Source organism: Alteromonas sp. ABV4_150 (assembly GCF_056311745.1).
In genome coordinates this window covers 1,311,571-1,330,056 of the sequence record NZ_CM149971.1, presented here as the reverse complement: position 1 = coordinate 1,330,056, position 18,486 = coordinate 1,311,571, and the positions used below count along the sequence as shown (strand labels likewise).

Sequence of the window (18,486 nt, the reverse complement as noted above, 5' to 3'; positions counted from 1 at the left end):
AACATTGCTTTGAATTAGGTATTGTCTAGACTTCCTGCTTGTACTTCGCAAGATAAGCCACAACAGCTGGCCTCCACCTCTTGGAAGCCATGTGTATTCATTGCAGAGAACGCGCCTTTTTAATCATCTAGCATGGCGTCTTTCAAATACTGAGACAGCTCTCTGAATGCTTTAGGCAGCGCATTCTTTTCACGCTCTTTCTTAATTTAGCGGTGAAATTGGCGCAGCTTTTGGCGGTCAAGTTCAGGGTGCGCTTCAATCAGCTTTTGAATAGCGGGGTCGCCCTGTTCAATCACGGCTTCACGGGCTTTTTCTAGTTTTGTATGCGAACAGTTATAAGTCGCGGCTAACTTTCAAACCCTTTTCCATTCAACCACTCAATAGCATCTTCCTCGTTGGTAAAAATACCTAATTCAAGGCCTGCATTGTCGTAAATTCTCTGAAATTGCGCTCTTACAATGGGTTGTACTGTAGTGTCACCAATAACTAGCGCACCAAGCGCCATTCCGTGTTGCGCACGCCACTCAACCGAACGTTGAAGTTCTTTTTCGCCGGCTTTAGTAAGAAGGGCTGAACCATGCAAAAAACCTAAAAATGCCCAGTGATCCCCACCAAAGCTGTTAATCACATCCATCATATCCCGCGCATAGCGCTCTATGGCTGAGTCATCGGCAATACCTTCAGCCGACACGCCAACAATGTTACCAAGTACAGCAATTTGATACTGACCGTACTTGCTTTTCAGTGTTGCGTTAGGGTTAGAAAATATTTTCACACTATCTCCCCTTGGCTGGTGAAGGATACTCTGATGTAGATATTAGTGTAATTATAGACCATTAATCTTCGTGAATAACGTCTTTCAAATATTGAAATAACTCTCTGAACGCCTTAGGTGGCGCATTCTTTTCACGCTCTTTCTTAATTTGGCGATGAAATTGACGCAGCTTCTGGCGGTCAAGTTCAGGGTGCGCTTCAATTAACTTCTGAATAGCTGGGTCGCCCTGCTCAATTACCGCTTCTCTGGCTTTCTCTAGCGCATGAAAAGCCGCGTTTGCAGCTTGATGCTGGTGGGTAAGTTTAGCTAGCGCCTCTTCTATGTCGGCAGTATCGCGATTACGTAGTGCTTTACCAATAAACTGAAGCTGACGTCGATAACCGTCTTTTTTCTTGTTAACTTTACGGGCAATAGCAACCGCATCGGCCAGCTCTTCATCCATAGGAATAGTGGCGATGTTTGCATCGGTTAAGTTAACTAAGGTTTCACCTAGCTTGTGGAGCTCTTTTGCTTGACGCTTTAGCTCAGTTTTACTGACAAACTCTTCCTCTTCGAACTCATCTGCTTGCGCATCTTCGAAGTAAGGATCTTCAGGAGAATTGTATTTCTGATCACTCATTTCAAACTCATTAGTGTTACACTTTAGCTAAATTGTAACTATCACAGTCGAATTAAGACAGCGAAACTTACTATGCAAATTGAGCAGCAGTTAGCCGACATTCAAAATGTCGTAGATGATGTACTAAAATTAGCCGTTTCAAAAGGCGCTACACAAGCCGAAGCCAGCATGTCTAAAGTGCAGGGCATCGCCGTATCTTCACGTATGCAAGAAGTTGAAAACGTTGAATTTACCAACGACGGTGGCTTAGGTATTAGCGTATATGTAGGTAAGCGAAAAGGCAGTGCTTCTACCGCTGATTTAAGCAAAGCAGCATTAACACTGGCGGTAGAAAAGGCCGTCGATATTGCACGTTACACCAGTGAAGATCCTTGTACAGGTTTGGCCGATGCTGACCTTATTGCTACTGAATTCCCAGATTTAGACCTGTATCACCCCGAAGAGTTAGATACTGAAAAGGCCATTAAAACTGCTATTGAGGCCGAAACTGCAGCAATGAATTACGACTCGCGTATCACAAATTCAGATGGCGCGTCGTATAACGCAAATCTAGGTATGCGCGTGTACGGCAACACGCACGGTATTAATGCAGGTTATCCTAGCAGCCGTTATTCACTAAGCTGTATGGTAATTGGCGCACAAGATGACGATATGCAGCGCGATTACGCTTACACGGTAAGCCGCAAAGCCTCTTTGCTGCAATCAGCAAGTGCTGTAGGCATTGACGCTGCAAAAGCCACTGTAGACCGCTTAGGCGCCCGTAAGATTAATACGGCGAACGTACCTGTACTTTTACACCGAGATATTGCTTCTAGTTTGTTCGGTCATTATGTCGGTGCTATCAGCGGCGGCAGCCTTTATCGTCGTTCTAGTTTCTTACTTGATAGCCTTGGCAAACAGGTTTTCCCTGAGTGGCTTAATATTGAAGAGCGCCCGTTTATTAAAGGCGGCTTGGCAAGTTCTAGCTTCGACAACGAAGGTGTAGCCTGTTCAGATATGACTATTGTAGACGCAGGCAAGTTGGCCACATATCTTTATACTACGTACTCCTCGCGTAAGCTAAACACCCGCTCTAATGGTCATGCTGGTGGTATTCACAATTGGCTAGTAGGCGATACAGGACATAGCGACGCTGACCTGCTTAAAGAAATGGGCACAGGACTATTTGTGACCGAACTTATGGGGCAAGGCGTTAATGGTGTGACGGGTGATTACTCGCGCGGCGCAGCGGGATACTGGGTCGAGAATGGCATTATTCAATATCCCGTCCATGAAGTAACCATTGCCGGTAATCTAAAAGATATGTTCAAAGGCATTGTGGCAATTGGCGCTGAAAAAGATGTGCGCGGCAGTGTACAGACTGGCTCTGTGCTCATTGACCAAATGAAGATAGCGGGCAGCTAGTTCCTAGTTCGCGTTTTCTCGAAACGCTGAAGGAGACAGCCCGGTGGACTTCTTAAAGCGTTTCGAGAACGTAAATACATTTGCGTAACCCACATAGCTGGCAATATAGGAAACGGGCCACTGTGTGCTTAATAATAAGCTTTTGGCTCGTGTCATACGCAAATGGATAACGTGCTGTTTTGGGCTTCGTCCGTATACTTGTAAACACAACCTATGAAGGTGAGGAGCAGAATAATGGGCCTTCTCACTTAAGCTTTTCATATCCCAGTCAAACTGTAGCTGTTTATCCACCACTGAAAACAGTGCATGTACTCGACTTATTTGACGTCGCTCCTTATCGTCACTGGCAGGCTTTTTACCTAATGGAGCATCTGCTATACGGAACAGATAACGAGAAACAAACTGCATGGCAGCGCGACGGTTCTCAAGGTCGCGTTCCAAATACACAAGTTCCATGGCGTGATGCAGTCCTTCTAGCATGGCGTTATCTACAACCAGCGCATCGCTTTTTCTAAATGACTTCCAGCGCTCGACATTAGCTAAATTTACCCAAATTATGTCCCACTGCTCGCTGATGATGGAAACTTCAAAGCTTTGTCCAGCAGGTAAAATAATAAGCTGCCCTTCATGTAGCTGCAGTTCGCCTGATGGAACGCGAAACTTTCCTTGCCCCTTGATGCTATAGAACAAGGTATGGTTAGGCGGAGAAACACGCCCCACTGTATAGTTCCCTGATAAGTTAGAGCATCCTGCCAGTTCAATGCCTAGATCACTGATTTCTGGCGCGTTACTGCTATCTATAAAGCGTTCGAAGCAATTGGGGCCAATATCTACAATGTCTCTGAAGCTAGGTTGCATAAATGTAAAATGATAGTTTTGGATAAATATATGTAAGATTAGAGCATAAAGGATTTGAGGAAAGTTAGCTATATTTCGCTTAATGAAAAAGTAAAGGATATGACATGCTTAATGTTGCGCAAGTAGTGGCTCAAAACGATTGGCAAAACCCAGTTGTGTTTCAAAGAAACCGGATCAGTGCCCACAGTCCACATCATGGATATAAAACGCTAGAAGATGCATTGCATAATACCAATGCGCAAAAGCGTAGTTTAAACGGCCAGTGGGATTTCCGTTTATTTGAAGCTCCAGCAAAAGTACCTGAAAGCCTGCTTTCTAAAACATTAAGCGATGACGAGTCCGCTAATTGGCAGCCTATTGCGGTACCTTCTAACTGGCAGCTGCAAAGTCACGACAAGCCGATTTACTGTAACGTGAAATATCCCTTCGCGGTGAACCCACCTGTGGTTCCCAGCGAGAATCCAACGGGTTGCTATCGCACTACGTTCAACGTTACCAAAGATGAGTTAAAACAGCGCAACCATATTGTCTTTGAAGGAGTAAATAGCGCGTTTCACTTGTGGTGCAACTCTGAGTACGTAGGCTATTCTCAAGACAGCCGACTACCGGCCGAATTCGATTTATCCCGCCTTTTAGTCGAGGGGGAAAACCGCCTGGCCGTAATGGTGATCAGATGGTCTGACGGTAGCTATTTAGAAGACCAAGATATGTGGTGGCTTAGCGGTATTTTTCGCGACGTTAACTTGGTCACCAAGCCTCAGCATCACATTCAAGATGTGTTCGTTACACCAAAGCTTGATGCCTGCTACCGTGACGCTACGGTTTCGGTTCGTACTGCCATCAATGCGCCATCTACCTTTAAAGTGGGTATCCAGCTTTTTGATGGTGATAACGCTGTTACCGAGAAAGTTATTACCGGTACCAACAATAAGCGTATTGATGAAAAGGGCGGTTGGGATGATGTGGTTTTTCAAACACTAGATGTGAAAGAGCCCAAGCACTGGACTGCTGAAACCCCTAATATGTACCGCATTGTGGTATCGCTTATTGATGATAATGGCAACGCTGTTGATGTTGAGGCCTATAACGTTGGCTTTAGAAACGTTGAAATGAGAAACGGTCAGCTATTGGTTAATGGCAAAGCTGTCCTTATTCGCGGGGTAAACCGACATGAGCATCATCAGTTAAAAGGTCATGCGATCAACGAAGATGACATGCTTGAAGACATCAAGCTATTAAAGCAAAACAACTTTAATGCTGTGCGTACCGCTCATTATCCAAATCACCCTCGCTGGTACGAGCTTTGCGATGAATATGGGCTCTATGTGGTAGATGAAGCGAATATCGAAACCCACGGTATGTTTCCCATGGGTAGGTTGTCTCGCGACCCGCTTTGGGCAGGCGCTTACATGGCCCGCTTTACCCAAATGGTTGAACGGGACAAAAACCACCCTTGTATCATCATTTGGTCATTAGGCAACGAATGTGGACATGGGCCTACCCATGATGCCATGTATGGCTGGGCGAAGTCATTTGACCCATCTCGACCTGTGCAATATGAAGGTGGTGGTGCCGACACTACGGCTACAGACATTATCGCGCCTATGTATGCACGGGTAGATACGGATGTAAAAGACGATGCTGTACCTAAATGGGCTATCAAGAAATGGCTGTCGATGCCCGGTGAAAACCGCCCCGTTATTTTATGCGAGTACGCCCACGCTATGGGTAACAGTTTGGGAAGCTTTGATGAATATTGGAAGGCATTTAAAGACTATCCACGTCTTCAGGGCGGCTTTATCTGGGACTGGGTTGACCAAGGGTTAACTAAGTACACCGACAGTGGTGAAGCTTACTGGGCTTACGGTGGCGACTTCGGTGATACCGATAACGACCGTCAATTCTGTATCAACGGATTGCTGTTCCCAGACAGAACGCCTCACCCCCATTTGTTTGAAGCAAAATACTGTCAGCAGCACTTAAGCTTCTCGCTGGTTGAAAAAGATAAAAAGTTTGAGCTAACCGTAAGCAGCGATTATCTATTTAGACATACAGATAATGAGTTGTTGTGTTGGCAAGTACTAGAAAACGGAAAACCCATTGCTAATGCAAAGGGCGAGCTTGAAATAAATATAGGTCCGCAACAAGCACAAATGCTGACCCTAACCCCCGAAATTACGTTTAGAGCAGGGGCTGAGTATCATTTAAATATTGACGTTGTAACAGCAAATGACTGCGCGTGGGCTGGTGCAGGGCATGTTATGGACACTGCGCAGTTAGCACTAACCAATATGTGCGGTATGGTCCCGTTTTCTTTTAATGAACAGGACGACAAAAGTGAAGTAGTTGTTGAGGCCCAAGACGGGATGCTGCTGGTAAATGTTCAAAACAACATATTTAGTTTCAATAGTGAAAGCGGGCTATTAACCTCGTGGCTTAAAGGCGCGGAGGAAATGCTTAGCGCGCCGCTAGAGGACAATTTCTTCAGAGCGCCGCTAGATAACGACATTGGGGTAAGCGAAGTTGATAATCCTGACCCGAACGCGTGGGAGTCTCGCTGGCGTCGTGCAGGTATTGGTGAATGGACACGCACTTGCACGGGCGTAAACGTTGAGCAGGGCGCGCAAAGCGTGCGTATAACGTCGTTATTTCAATATAGTCATTCAGAAAAGCTGGTGGCGGCAACCAAGTGGATTTATACCGTAAATACACAAGCTGAGCTTTCAGTAGAAGTAGAGGTGTTATTGGATGATGGCTTACCGCCGATGCCGCGTATTGGTATGCAAATGGCAGTGCCTTTGACCCAAGAGCACATGCAGGTTAATTGGAAAGGGCTAGGACCGTTTGAGAATTACCCAGACAGAAAAGCAGCGGCACGCTATGGTCACTACACTTTGCCTGTAGAAGGAATGCAAACGCGCTATATATTCCCTACGGATAATGGCTTGCGCAGTAACTGTAAAGAACTGGCTATCGGCGAATTAAATGCCAGCGGGCGGTTCCATTTCAGCGTAAGTGAATATGGGCAAGCACAGTTGGATAGGGCAAAGCATACCTATGATTTAGTACCTCAAGACTGTGTGTTTGTTTACATTGACCATGCGCATATGGGCGTTGGTGGTGATGACTCATGGAGCCCGAGCACGCACAAAGCCTTCTTACTGGAAGAGAAGCATATCCGTTACGCAGTATGCTTTAAGACTACTGTTGGCTAGCCAGATACCTTCACGCACAAAAAAGCCGCTACATAGCGGCTTTTTATTAATTCAAAACTTGTTCAGGCAACGTCTTAGCCGTCAACCTGACCGCAGAAACGGTAACCTTCGCCGTGGATAGTTACAATCAATTCTTCATCTGTTGGATCTGACTCGAAGTGCTTACGAATACGACGAATAGTTACGTCGACCGTACGGTCATTCGGACGAAGCTCGCGACCCGTCATTTCCATAATTAGCTGCTCACGGGTAAGGATCTTACCTGGGTTGCTTAGGAAAAGGTGTAGCGCACGGAATTCACTACGAGGTAGACGGAATTCTTTACCGCTAGGAGAAATCAATGAGCGGCTGTCGCCGTCAAGCGTCCAACCGTTGAAGCTTACACGGCTTGGTAAATCGTCATCTTCTGAAGAGTTTGTTGTACGAGACAGTAAGTTGCGCGCGCGAATCGTTAATTCACGGGGGTTGAAAGGCTTAGTCAGATAATCGTCTGCGCCAATTTCAAGGCCTAGGATGCGATCAACGTCGTTATCGCGACCCGTTAGGAAGATAAGGCCAACGTTTTTACGGTCACGCACTTCACGAGCCAAAATCAGGCCGTTCTTGCCTGGAAGGTTGATGTCCATGATAACCAAATTGATAGCGTGATTCTCGAAGAAATCATGCATTTGATCACCATTTTCGGCTTCAAATACATTATACCCTTCCGCTTCAAATAAACTCTTAAGCGTGGTACGGGTTACCACCTCATCTTCAACAATTAACACATTTGGCGTCTGCATGGTGTTTTACACTCTTTCTAAAATACGATTTAAGCAACTAACTGGTTAAATTTTAATATCCATGTACTTGATTGCAAGCAACTTGTGAATATTCTTACTGCTAAGGTATTGGGGTTAGCCAATAAAAATCAAGAAAAGTTCAGCCTTTATACAACTATTCTGATGTTTTCGCATTAACAACGGGAAAGATAATCACAAATTCCACCCCGTTACCTTCCTCGCTGGTAATCGCTATTGAGCCATTGAGGGCTTGCGTTACTAAGTTGTACACTAAATGCATTCCCAGTCCAGAACCGCCTTGCCCACGCTTCGTGGTAACAAAAGGATCGAATATCCGTTTGCGGATCTCGGAGGGAATACCTTTTCCGTTATCGGTATAAACAAGCTTGAGCTTGTCGCTGCTAACCAACTCGGCACGAATATCAATTGTGCCTTCATCCACGGATTCAAACCCGTGAATAACCGAATTCATGATTAAATTAATCAAAATTTGATTTATAGGGCCAGCCTTTGTTTCAACGCTAAGGGTAGGGTCGCAATTTACGTTGATGTTGTGTTTTAATTTTTTTAATCGAGGCTGCAATGACAACAGTATCTCATTAACTAGCTGTACAACGCAAAAACTTCTACTAGATTCTGAGGTTTGATCTACGGCAACCTGCTTAAAACTACTGATAAGCTCAGCAGCTCTGTTCAAATTGCGGTAAATAATATTGAGGTTTTCGTTACTTTCATCCAAGAAGCGCTTCATTGCACTGGCTTTCAATGTTTTATTTTCAAAGTCTTTCTGAATAACCGCTAGCCTATCTAACATCATGGTCGATGCAGTAACGCCTAAGCCTATTGGTGTATTAACTTCATGGGCGACACCGGCAACCATGTCACCGAGGGAAGCCATTTTTTCATTTTGTACAATTTGACGCTGGAATTGATGTAGCTTCTCTAGCGTTTGAATAAGCTCTTGGTTCGCGTCTTTAAGCGCGGTTGTTCGATGGCTGACCATATCTTCAAGGCTGGCATTAAGTTTTCTGTGTTGCTCCTCTGCCTGCCTTTGTTTCTGCATATACTCTTGGATGCGAAGCAGCATAACGTTGACTGCATCAGCTAGAATGTCGAGTTCTTTAATGCTAGAGCCACTAGCGCGCGCTGAATAATCACGCTGACGCGACGTGCGCTGCAAAAAGTTGGCTATGCTTTCAACTGGACCGGTTACGACGCGCTGCATTTTAAGTGCCGAGTAAAAGCTTATTGCCAACAGCACTAGGGCTACCGCTAAATTAAGCCAAATCGATTTCCCAACCAACTGGTTGAAGTTTTCAGATGAAACCCTTAGATACACCCACCCCAGCTGGATATTGGTTTCTGGGTCGAATACTTTTGCACTGAGTTCAAGGTAATGCCCGTTATCTGTTAGCAACGGGTTCATAACCATCGAAGCTAGCTGGTTTTCCTTACCACCTAATAAAAGCTGGCCCTCTTTATTGTACGAAGCAAATATTTCTGGCTGGAGTGTATCGTTTTGCGCTTTGTAAACGTGAGCATTGAGTACTTGCTCTGCTGCCACAAGGTTATTTAGTGCAGCTTCAATACGCTCAGGAGTTTCATCATAAAGGTAGGTAGATGAGCTTCTTGCGACCAATTTGGTGAGCATGATTGCGTTAGATTCTAGTTCATGTCGATAAGTTTTTATTTGCGTATAAACGGCAAGACCTGATAGCACTGCAAGAGAAAAGGTAGCAATAGACATCACCACCCATAGAAAGAGGCTTCTTATTGAAAGCTTTACTGCTCTGTCCGTCATACCCGCCTAGCGCAATGTCCATTCACGTCGTTCATTTTTTAATAGTGGCGCAAAAATGGCCAAAAAGAAAGGTGTTCATAACCAATAATTAATGTAAAAGATTTTAGTGCTATAACATTCATCAGTTAACGTTTTGTCGCGCTTCTAGTGCTACTAAATATGATGAATAATAGGAACAAAAAAACTGTTCACGTACGAAAAAACACCACAGAATTAACGCCTAGTTAACCGCAGATAAATATAGCTGATGGTAACTTTCAGCGGCCGCTTCCCACGTAAACCTAGTTCGCATTCCTCGTTGCTGCATCGCTCTGAATTTGCCCGTATCTTCATAGAAAGCCAGTAGAGCACGTCGAATACAAGCTAACAAAGCATGAGGCGTAGGTTCATCGAACACAAACCCTGTACCTTCACTATCGTTGCTATAGTCGATGACCGTGTCTTTAAGCCCTCCTACGGAGCGCACAATTGGGATAGTGCCGTAGGCCAGGCTGTACATTTGGTTTAATCCGCATGGCTCAAATTGCGAAGGCATAAGAAAAAAGTCGGCGCCCGCTTCTACAAGGTGTGCATGCTCTGAACTAAACCCGTTAATAAATGCGAATTTTTCAGGATGTTGTTGGGCAAATTCACCCAAGTCCATACACACTTTAGGATCGCCAGTGCCTACAATAACTATTTGGATATTATGCTTAATTAGGTCGTCTAAAATGGGCAGTATATATCCAAAGCCTTTTTGTTCTGTTAGGCGGCATACCATTCCAATAAGCGGAATATTGCTACTCTCAGGCAGCCCTGACTTTTCTTGTAACACTCGCTTACAGGTAGTTTTTGGGTGAAGGTTCTCTACGTTGTAATGCTCTGGTAGAAACGTATCTGTTTCTGGGTTCCACTGCGTATAATCACACCCGTTAAGAATACCGCTTAAATCAGCCTGACGGTTTACAAGGCGTTCGTGAAGCCCGTGACTACCTAAGTCGGTAAGCAGTTCCCTTGCGTAGTTTGGGCTCACTGTCGTCACTTTCGAGGCATACTCAATACCGCTTTGCAACATGTTGATGTAGCCACCGTGTACTTGCGCCAAAATGTTAGGGTGATGCCGAAGAAACGGGATGGTTTCTAGTTTGTGTACGCCTTGGAACGCGGCATTGTGAATAGTAAATATTGTTTTTGTGCCATCGAAATACCCAGATTTGTCATGAGTAAGTAAAAACGGAAGCATAGCTGTGTGCCAATCGTGGCAGTGAATAATATCCGGCTTTTTATCAATCGCTTTTAGTGTTTGAAGAACAGCGCCGCTGAATAAACTAAAGCGCTCGCCATTATCTTCATACGCTTCAAAGGCATTGGCATATAGCCCCGCACGCATAAAATAGTCAGGCGCGTCTACAAAGTAAATTGGAATGCCGTGCCATTGCATATAGCGAATATCGAAATGGTAGACATGCCCTTCAGTAAACAGGGTTTGTTGCTCGGTTACCGTGGGTAGATTCAATTGCTCTGCCAGTACTTGGTAATACGGCATTATTATGGTGATGTTTTCGCCTAAACTATGTAGTGCGAGAGGAAGCGCTTTGCCAACGTCAGCAAGTCCGCCAGTTTTAACTAACTCTTCAACTTCTGAAATAGCAAATACAATATTCACAGTTAATCTCCCAGAGCGTACACGTAGTGCACTCGTCATGCTTCAATAGAGTATATGGAAAGCGCTGAGTGCCATTGTGAAGTATCTACAATGGCATAAGCAACAGGTAGATGGGCTAAGTTAGCACAAGCTAATGGCTTTTTTAATTACAAAGCTGCCTGATAAACGGAAAATTGCGATGTTTGTGCTGTGGTATAAACTGTTTGGAAGTGCTCAGCGAGCAAACCTGGGTAGGGCAAAAATCGGTTTGCTACCATTTGCATAGTGCCACCACGGCTTAATGTTGCCTTTGCATCTGAGATAAATCGCTTAGTGATGGTGTAGTCAGTTTTAATGCCGGTGTGAAACGGTGGGTTGGTGACAATATGCTGTACTTTTTGGGTAAAACCGTGCAAACCATCGGCAGCGTAAAGTGTTGCTGATAATCCATTTTCTGCAAGGGTAATTGCGCTACAGTAAACGGCAAGTGCACTCACATCGGTAAGGTGTAGCTTTAAATGTGGATATTTCAGCATGATGTAACTAGCAATCACACCCGCACCACATGCGAAATCCAAAATTTCACCGCTCAGGGAGGTCGAAAGTTTTTCTAGCAGTAACTCTGTTCCCGCATCCAGTTCTTTATAACTAAAAACGCCAGGCATGGAGGCAACTTGCCAAGTGGTACCTTCAACTTGGTAGGTGTTCATGTCAAGCCAAGCATCGGGTTCAAAGGCAAGATGGGGCTCTTCTACCATTACGGTAATAAGGCTGCAGTGGCGCGCCGAATCAACTTTTTGCGTAGGGCCATATTGCTGCATCAACTTAGCGGCACTTTTAATGCCACCTTTGTTTTCACCAACTACATGGATATGACCATTTTGGCCAACCATGCTTGCGGCCATTCGCAGTAACATCTGAAAATGGGTTTTTGCTTTAGGTAAGAAAATCATCACGTCAGTGTGAGATTTTTCTAAAGCCAAGAAAGGCGCAAAAATATGGGTATGATTTCCAACCTTTTGCGTCACCTCAAAGCCTGTGTGCGTAATGTCTCTGCTATCAAACGATACAGAGGGAATCACGCGCACGCATTCCGAAAAAATGTCGAAATACTGGTGAAGAACCGTTACGTTATGCGATTTAAGACCGTCTAGGAAATACGCGTCAGTAGGGTTAATAAATGCCCACTGGCCTTCATCGAAAAGCGCGATATTACGTTCTAACAGCTGGCTTTGAGGAGATAAAATCATTACTTAGTACGCTCGAAAATTAGATCCCACACACCATGGCCGAGTTTTTGGCCGCGAGTTTCAAACTTGGTGATTGGACGGTAGTCCGGACGAGGTACATAATCGCCATCGGTTGCAGTATTAGTGTAGCCCTCAGCTTGGGTCATGACCTCTAACATATGCTCAGCATACTGTTCCCAGTCGGTCGCCATATGAAAGCATCCGCCAATAGCTAATTTAGTGCGAACTAATTCAACAAATTCAGGCTGTACGATACGGCGCTTATGGTGACGCTTTTTATGCCAAGGATCTGGGAAAAACAACTGCAGGCGAGACAATGAACCATCTGGAATCATATTCTTAAGCACTTCTACCGCGTCATGCTCCATAACACGCAAATTTTCAACGCCTTGCTCATTAGCATCAGATAAGCATGCGCCAACCCCAGGGCGATGCACTTCAATGCCAATAAAATCTTTCTCAGGTGCGTTCGCTGCCATTTCAACTAAAGACTTACCCATGCCAAAGCCAATTTCCACAACCACATCTGCGTTTCGGCCAAACAACTCTGGTAACGACAAGGGGGCATCAATATAGTCAATGCCCTTGGTTGGCCAGTGATCTTCCAGCGCCTTTTCTTGTGCTTTAGTAAGTCTACCTTCGCGTTTGACGAAGCTTTTTACCTTGCTTACGTATACTCCAGCGGCTTCTGCTTCCGCCTGACTTTTGAATTGCCTCATTTGCAATGCCTTTCTTACCCAATTTTCTGGTGGCGCATTATCCACTTACCCACGGCTTATGCAACGCTATCGTGGTAAAAATGCTGTAATTTTATACGCTAATTTGTTTTGCAATAATAGACGCCACAGCGTCAGTTTGCTCAAGTACTAGCATATGCCCTGCATCACTTACGGTATGGAAGCTTGCTTTAGGCAACACGCTTTTAAGTTGCTGTATTGCTTCTGCAGGGGCAATCGCATCCTGTTGTGCAGTGATAAACGTCACTGGCACATTGATCCTTGCGAGTGCTTCAACGGTACTTTCTCGTGGCGTGGTGGCTAGCGTGTGATTAAGCAATGTTGTTTTGCCTAAATCTTGTGCCATTGATTTTACAACGCCAGCCACATCTTCATCGTTCAAACGTGAAGGGTGAATAAACCGTGAAAGGTATGCATCGTTATCGGGCTTAAAGTGTCCTTGCTTAAGCATAGTGGTTAACTGCTTACGCTTAGCAATTTCTTCTTTTGATAAGCCTTCTGGGTTGTAGCCGATTAACGTAACCGAGGCTATATTGGCGGGATTGCGCTGTGCCACTAGCGCAGCTATAAATCCGCCCATGGAGTAACCCACAAGGTGCACTTTTTCGTCATCTAAAATGCGATCTTCACTTAGTGCCAGCATTTCCTCTAGCGATGCTGCCCATTGAAGTGGCACATAGCGACGTTGCGAAATATGCAAGGTTCGCCAAAGCGGCAAAAACACGCGTTCGTCGCAAAGCGTACCGGGGAAAAATAAAACAGGGTGCTGCACAGACACGTGTGCTCCTTAACAATAAACTGGCTGGTTACATGCTACCATAGCGCGCCTTTTAATGAATGGTCTGCTATGCAGAAAGCGGCCACGCTTTAATGAAAAACGAATATTTAGCAAATACCCATACAGACAATTATGACAGAACAACAATATACCAGTGGCTTTTCTGAGCGAGTGCTTGCATGGTTTGATAAACACGGGCGAAAGCATTTGCCCTGGCAGCAAGACGTGACGCCTTATAAAGTATGGGTGTCGGAAATTATGCTGCAGCAAACCCAAGTTACCACGGTAATTCCTTACTTTGAACGTTTTATGGCATCATTTCCCACCGTACATGATTTGGCAAAGGCATCTCAAGACGACGTACTTCATCATTGGACGGGGCTAGGCTACTACGCGAGAGCCAGGAACCTCCATAAAGCTGCCAATATGTTGGTAGACAAATACAACGGAGAGTTTCCCTATTCTCTTGAAGAAGTCGTGGATTTGCCCGGTATAGGGCGCTCTACCGCTGGGGCGATACTTTCCCTATCTCGCAATATGCGCTTTGCTATTTTAGATGGCAATGTGAAGCGTGTGCTGGCGCGTTACTATGCGATAAGCGGGTGGCCGGGGCAGAAAAAAGTGGAAAACCAACTTTGGGAGGTGGCCGAGAAAAACACGCCTAGCAACCCAGCAGGTGGACGTTGCGCCAACTATACCCAAGTGATGATGGATTTGGGCGCGATGATATGTACGCGAAGCAAACCGAAGTGTGATGAGTGTCCACTTCAGCCCGACTGTATAGCCTATGCCCAAGGTGCGCAAACCGAGTACCCGGGCAAAAAGCCGAAAAAGGCGCTGCCCGAGAAGTCCACCTATATGATGGTGGCACAGTTCAATAGCCAAGTGTATTTAGAGCAGCGCCCCTCAACAGGCCTCTGGGGCGGCTTGTACGGTTTTATCGAAGTACCCTCGATAGAAGAGGGACTTGAGCAGTTTAATAAACGGGGCATCAATGTTGAGGAAACCCGAGAGCTTGAAGGGTTCCGCCATACCTTTAGCCATTTTCATTTAGATATCACCCCGGTAGTGGCCGTGGTAAACTCTGCTCCAACAAAGCGCGTAGCCGAAACGGCATATCGCTGGTTTTCGTTGAACGAGCCTATTGAAGTTGGTTTAGCGGCACCTACAACCAAGATTATTCAGCAGTTAATGCGTTAGGCTTTTCAAGCCCAATGTATTATTTATTGCTAAGTAGATAGCGAACGAAAGGAAATAACATGGCAAGAACGGTATTTTGTCGCAAACTTCAAAAAGAAGCTGACGGCTTAGATTTCCAACTTTACCCGGGCGAATTAGGTAAGCGTATTTTCGACAACATTTCTAAAGAAGCATGGGCTGAATGGCAAAAGAAACAGACCATGCTGATTAATGAACATAAGTTAAATATGATGGAGCCGAATGCTCGCTCATTTTTAGAAGAAAAAATGTCAGCATACTTGTTTGACGATGTAGAACCTACAATTGAAGGCTATGTTCCGCCTGAAAAATAAGCAAAAAAGCGTTTTTTGAGCAAACAATGTGCAAACAGTAATAAAAGCGCAAAAAAAGCGAGAAAAACGGTTGACTTGTGAAGGCGAAAACCGTTTAATACGCACCCACAGCAGGACAGGCAGTAAACGCCTAGAACGCTAACAAGTTTCAGCCTCGATAGCTCAGTTGGTAGAGCAGCGGATTGAAAATCCGCGTGTCCCTGGTTCGATCCCGGGTCGAGGCACCATTATTGAAGCCCTTGCAGAAATGCGAGGGCTTTTTTGATTCCGGCGGTTGAAAAAACCAGATACACGCAAACGTGCCCCTGCGGCTGCACGAGCATTGTTACCGAAAATATCTCCATCGTTTTGACGAAGAAACTTAGTCGCTCTGTTTGATAAATTATACTTTAGTAGTGTTTTTGTGGGTTTTTTATCCATAAAGCTGGCATTTCTTCATGTTTTTTTTAGACTAAAATCTATTTTTTAACTAACTAATCTCACTGTTTTTTATATCGGCGAGTAATGAATGAGTACGCGCCGGTTGTCTAGTAATATACTTTTTATAAAACAAACAATAAAAGTGGCAGTGGGGGTAAACGTTTTCTTGAAGCTCTGTTTCTCGTGTTTAAGAAGACAAGCAAATATGCCTGTAGATTTGCCGCAAACTATCTTTTATTGGTCTCGGCTCGATAAAAGGAATGGTGATAATGGACATTAAGGAAACATACAGTTTTGGCAGTTTAACGCTAAACACATCTCTTCATTATTTGAAGCACAATCATCAGATTCGATTATCGCCGAAATGTACACAGGTGTTCGCACTTCTTGCTGAAAACGCAGACTGCTTGGTTGAAAAAGAGCAGATATTAGACATTGTTTGGCCTGGTCGCTACGGCGCAGACGAGTCACTGACTCGTGCCGTATCCGACATTCGTAAGGCATTAAGAGAGTTCAAAAATGGCGCTGAAAAAGCCATAAAAACCGTTCCTAAACGCGGCTACATGCTAAATAGAGCTGTGTTAGATGGCGCCTTTAGTGCACCTGAAAAATTTATAAACCGAAACGATAGTGACGAAGTAAAGTATACCAGCAACCCCGCAAAGCAATCGAATACGCAAGTTCGCTGGCTAACCAAACATTCCGCCGCGCTTTCAGCGATGTTTATACTCATACTAGGCGTAATGAGCTACTGGGCTTATTACAAATTCGTGCCAGACTATATTGACAGCATTGCAGTTTTGCCATTTGAAGCAATTGGTGCAGATCCTGAGTTAGAAACTCTGGCCGAGGGGTTTGGCTACGAAATTGCTATGCAGATTAGTTTTCAAAATCAAATAAAAGTGGCATCGCCACAGGCGGTTGATAGATTGGACTCGCGTTTGTCGCTAGATGATGTTGCCGATATCTTGGATGTCTCGCACATTATTACGGGTTCAGTAAATACCGTTGAAAATGAAAAAAACATCGCTATTTCCTTAGTCCATGCTGATACGCAGAAAATACTGTGGACCGAGCGCCATCGGTTTGATGAAGATAGTCTTCTAGATATTTACAAGAGCGTACTCGCCAACTTCCGATACCTTGGTGATAATAAGGCACTTCCCATTGGCTATGCCAATCAGCAAATTATTAAGCCTAGCGCCTATGCTAATTACTTGAAAGCTATGCAGACGGTTCGCAGCCAGCTTTATATTGAATGGGGTAAAGCGTTACCTTACCTCGAAAAGGCGCTTGAAATTCAACCAGATTTTTACCCGCCCATGGTGTCGCTTGCAGCTTTTTATTCACTGTCTTCTGCATTTGGTGGAATGGAAAACGGAACGAGCGATGCGAGGCGTTTGCTCGATAGAGCTAAGGCATTACATGCTGCTGATGCGGAATATTATGGTGCAGAAGCTTTGTATCAATTCTCGTGTGTCCTTTCTGAACTCAATAATAAAAATTGCTCTATTGAGCAAGCGGAAACATATATTGATAAAGCCATCGCGCTTGCACCAGAGTACTGGGCACCGCTATATGTAAAGGGGGTGTTCTATCAAAACCAAGGCAACTATGATCAGGCACTCGAGCTTTACAAACAATCTAGTGAATTAGATCCAAATGTTATTGGGCCCTATTACAGTATGGGAACAATATTCTCAGCGCAAAATGACGATGATGCATATAAAAGAGTAAGGGAAAAACTCGCTGATGTAATGTCAAATGGTACAGGCGTATTTTTTGTGGCAGATAAGGCATTTGCTTTGTTCCACAAAAAGCAGTATTTCGATGCATATATACTTGCTTTTATGATAGAGAACAAAATTGCTGGCTCATCTATCAAAGAACTAAAAATAAGAATAGAAACGGAATTAAACAGAGAAGGCAGCACCTCACAAATATCAGAGCTCTCAGCACCCCCAAAATTAGGGCCCTTTTATCAACTGTTTCGTTTAGGACGCGTGGCGCCAAATGAAGCTGTCGATTTGATACTTCAATTAGACAACAACATTACCTATCGAACTTGGTTATCAAAGTTACACACTGAAATTATGTTTAAGTTTGCTAGCCTTGAACAAATTAACGGTAATTACGACAAACTGATACGAGCAATGCAACGGACTTGGTCTCCCAGACAGCATACCTTTATGGCTTACCTAATGCAGTTGCGCAATGAAGAAAACTGGCAACAACCATTGGAAAGCGTGTTCACTTTTGAGCTAAACGAATCGTATTTGGATGACTATGATTATCATTTAGCACACGCTGAGGCGTATACTATGTTCGGTGATTTCGATAACGCATTTAAACATCTTGAATTAATTGAACAAGGTCTTGGCAAAAGCACAGTAACTACACTATCCCCTTTTATGTACTGGGAAAGCCCAATGTTACAGCCGCTCTCCACCGACCCTCGTTTTAACGCAATGATTGCCCGAGAGACAGAACGCAGCGCTGAGATTAATGCGCGTATAGACGAATTTTTAGCACTAAGTAGCCGAGAAAAGCGAGTCTTGTTCGAACAGCTAAAAGCCAAATATTCGTTGTAGTATTTTGAAGCGTTTCTAACCCCGGTGACGACTAAATAGCCTTGCAAAAATGCAAGGCTATTTAGTGTTGGTAGTGTTTTTTCCACAAGCTGCTCAGAGT

14 protein-coding genes, 1 tRNA gene and 1 pseudogene are annotated in these 18,486 nt (G+C 44.5%); 6 read left to right on the top strand and 10 right to left on the bottom strand.

The window, feature by feature from the left end; all coding sequences use genetic code 11:
• Window positions 1–119 precede the first annotated feature (119 nt).
• The 3 genes and pseudogenes from ACYX4M_RS05765 to yjgA form a co-directional block, all read right to left on the bottom strand.
• Window positions 120–320 (bottom strand): annotated as a pseudogene (locus ACYX4M_RS05765) (dual-action ribosomal maturation protein DarP); the annotation flags it as partial.
• 26 nt (window positions 321–346) lie between these two features.
• Window positions 347–775, bottom strand: a complete 429-nt coding sequence (locus tag ACYX4M_RS05760; RefSeq protein ID WP_476082240.1) for a hypothetical protein — start codon at window positions 773–775, stop codon at window positions 347–349.
• A 61-nt stretch (window positions 776–836) separates the two neighbouring features.
• Window positions 837–1,394 carry a ribosome biogenesis factor YjgA gene (yjgA, locus tag ACYX4M_RS05755; RefSeq protein WP_334058562.1) on the bottom strand — a complete coding sequence of 186 codons (558 nt, stop codon included), beginning with the start codon at window positions 1,392–1,394 and terminating at the stop codon, window positions 837–839.
• 72 nt (window positions 1,395–1,466) lie between these two features.
• Between yjgA and pmbA the strand changes: the two genes are divergently transcribed.
• Window positions 1,467–2,798 (top strand): metalloprotease PmbA, encoded by a 1,332-nt coding sequence (pmbA, locus tag ACYX4M_RS05750; RefSeq protein ID WP_476082239.1) that lies wholly within the window; start codon window positions 1,467–1,469, stop codon window positions 2,796–2,798.
• Between the two features lie 3 nt (window positions 2,799–2,801).
• On the opposite strand, the gene ACYX4M_RS05745 is transcribed toward pmbA, so the two are convergent.
• The gene (locus ACYX4M_RS05745) at window positions 2,802–3,656 is read right to left on the bottom strand and encodes an AraC family transcriptional regulator (protein ID WP_476082238.1); all 855 of its coding nucleotides are present in this window, start codon (window positions 3,654–3,656) and stop codon (window positions 2,802–2,804) included.
• A gap of 104 nt (window positions 3,657–3,760) precedes the next feature.
• Between ACYX4M_RS05745 and ACYX4M_RS05740 the strand changes: the two genes are divergently transcribed.
• Window positions 3,761–6,871, top strand: a complete 3,111-nt coding sequence (locus ACYX4M_RS05740; RefSeq protein WP_476082237.1) for a beta-galactosidase — start codon at window positions 3,761–3,763, stop codon at window positions 6,869–6,871.
• A gap of 74 nt (window positions 6,872–6,945) precedes the next feature.
• On the opposite strand, the gene arcA is transcribed toward ACYX4M_RS05740, so the two are convergent.
• The 6 genes from arcA to ACYX4M_RS05710 form a co-directional block, all read right to left on the bottom strand.
• Window positions 6,946–7,653: a two-component system response regulator ArcA gene (gene arcA, locus ACYX4M_RS05735; RefSeq protein ID WP_131093847.1), complete on the bottom strand. Its 708-nt coding sequence runs from the start codon at window positions 7,651–7,653 to the stop codon at window positions 6,946–6,948.
• 154 nt (window positions 7,654–7,807) lie between these two features.
• Window positions 7,808–9,454, bottom strand: coding sequence for a sensor histidine kinase (locus tag ACYX4M_RS05730; protein ID WP_476082236.1), 1,647 nt, complete (start codon window positions 9,452–9,454; stop codon window positions 7,808–7,810).
• A 220-nt stretch (window positions 9,455–9,674) separates the two neighbouring features.
• On the bottom strand, window positions 9,675–11,099 hold the full coding sequence (glgA, locus tag ACYX4M_RS05725; protein ID WP_476082235.1) for a glycogen synthase GlgA: 1,425 nt from the start codon (window positions 11,097–11,099) through the stop codon (window positions 9,675–9,677).
• Window positions 11,100–11,245: 146 nt separating this feature from the next.
• Window positions 11,246–12,328, bottom strand: a complete 1,083-nt coding sequence (locus tag ACYX4M_RS05720) for a methyltransferase (protein ID WP_476082234.1) — start codon at window positions 12,326–12,328, stop codon at window positions 11,246–11,248.
• Entirely contained in the window at window positions 12,328–13,047 is a 720-nt protein-coding gene (trmB, locus tag ACYX4M_RS05715; protein WP_476082233.1) for a tRNA (guanosine(46)-N7)-methyltransferase TrmB, read from the bottom strand. Before trmB ends, ACYX4M_RS05720 begins: the two co-directional genes overlap by 1 nt.
• Before the next feature lie 91 nt (window positions 13,048–13,138).
• Entirely contained in the window at window positions 13,139–13,843 is a 705-nt protein-coding gene (locus tag ACYX4M_RS05710) for an alpha/beta fold hydrolase (protein WP_476082232.1), read from the bottom strand.
• Between the two features lie 132 nt (window positions 13,844–13,975).
• Between ACYX4M_RS05710 and mutY the strand changes: the two genes are divergently transcribed.
• From mutY to ACYX4M_RS05690, 4 genes are all read left to right on the top strand, one after another.
• Window positions 13,976–15,043 (top strand): A/G-specific adenine glycosylase, encoded by a 1,068-nt coding sequence (gene mutY / locus ACYX4M_RS05705; protein WP_476082231.1) that lies wholly within the window; start codon window positions 13,976–13,978, stop codon window positions 15,041–15,043.
• A 59-nt stretch (window positions 15,044–15,102) separates the two neighbouring features.
• On the top strand, window positions 15,103–15,375 hold the full coding sequence (locus tag ACYX4M_RS05700) for an oxidative damage protection protein (protein ID WP_025256893.1): 273 nt from the start codon (window positions 15,103–15,105) through the stop codon (window positions 15,373–15,375).
• Between the two features lie 151 nt (window positions 15,376–15,526).
• Window positions 15,527–15,602 (top strand) — tRNA-Phe (locus ACYX4M_RS05695).
• Between the two features lie 462 nt (window positions 15,603–16,064).
• Window positions 16,065–18,386 (top strand): winged helix-turn-helix domain-containing tetratricopeptide repeat protein, encoded by a 2,322-nt coding sequence (locus tag ACYX4M_RS05690; RefSeq protein ID WP_476082230.1) that lies wholly within the window; start codon window positions 16,065–16,067, stop codon window positions 18,384–18,386.
• Window positions 18,387–18,486: the final 100 nt, after the last annotated feature.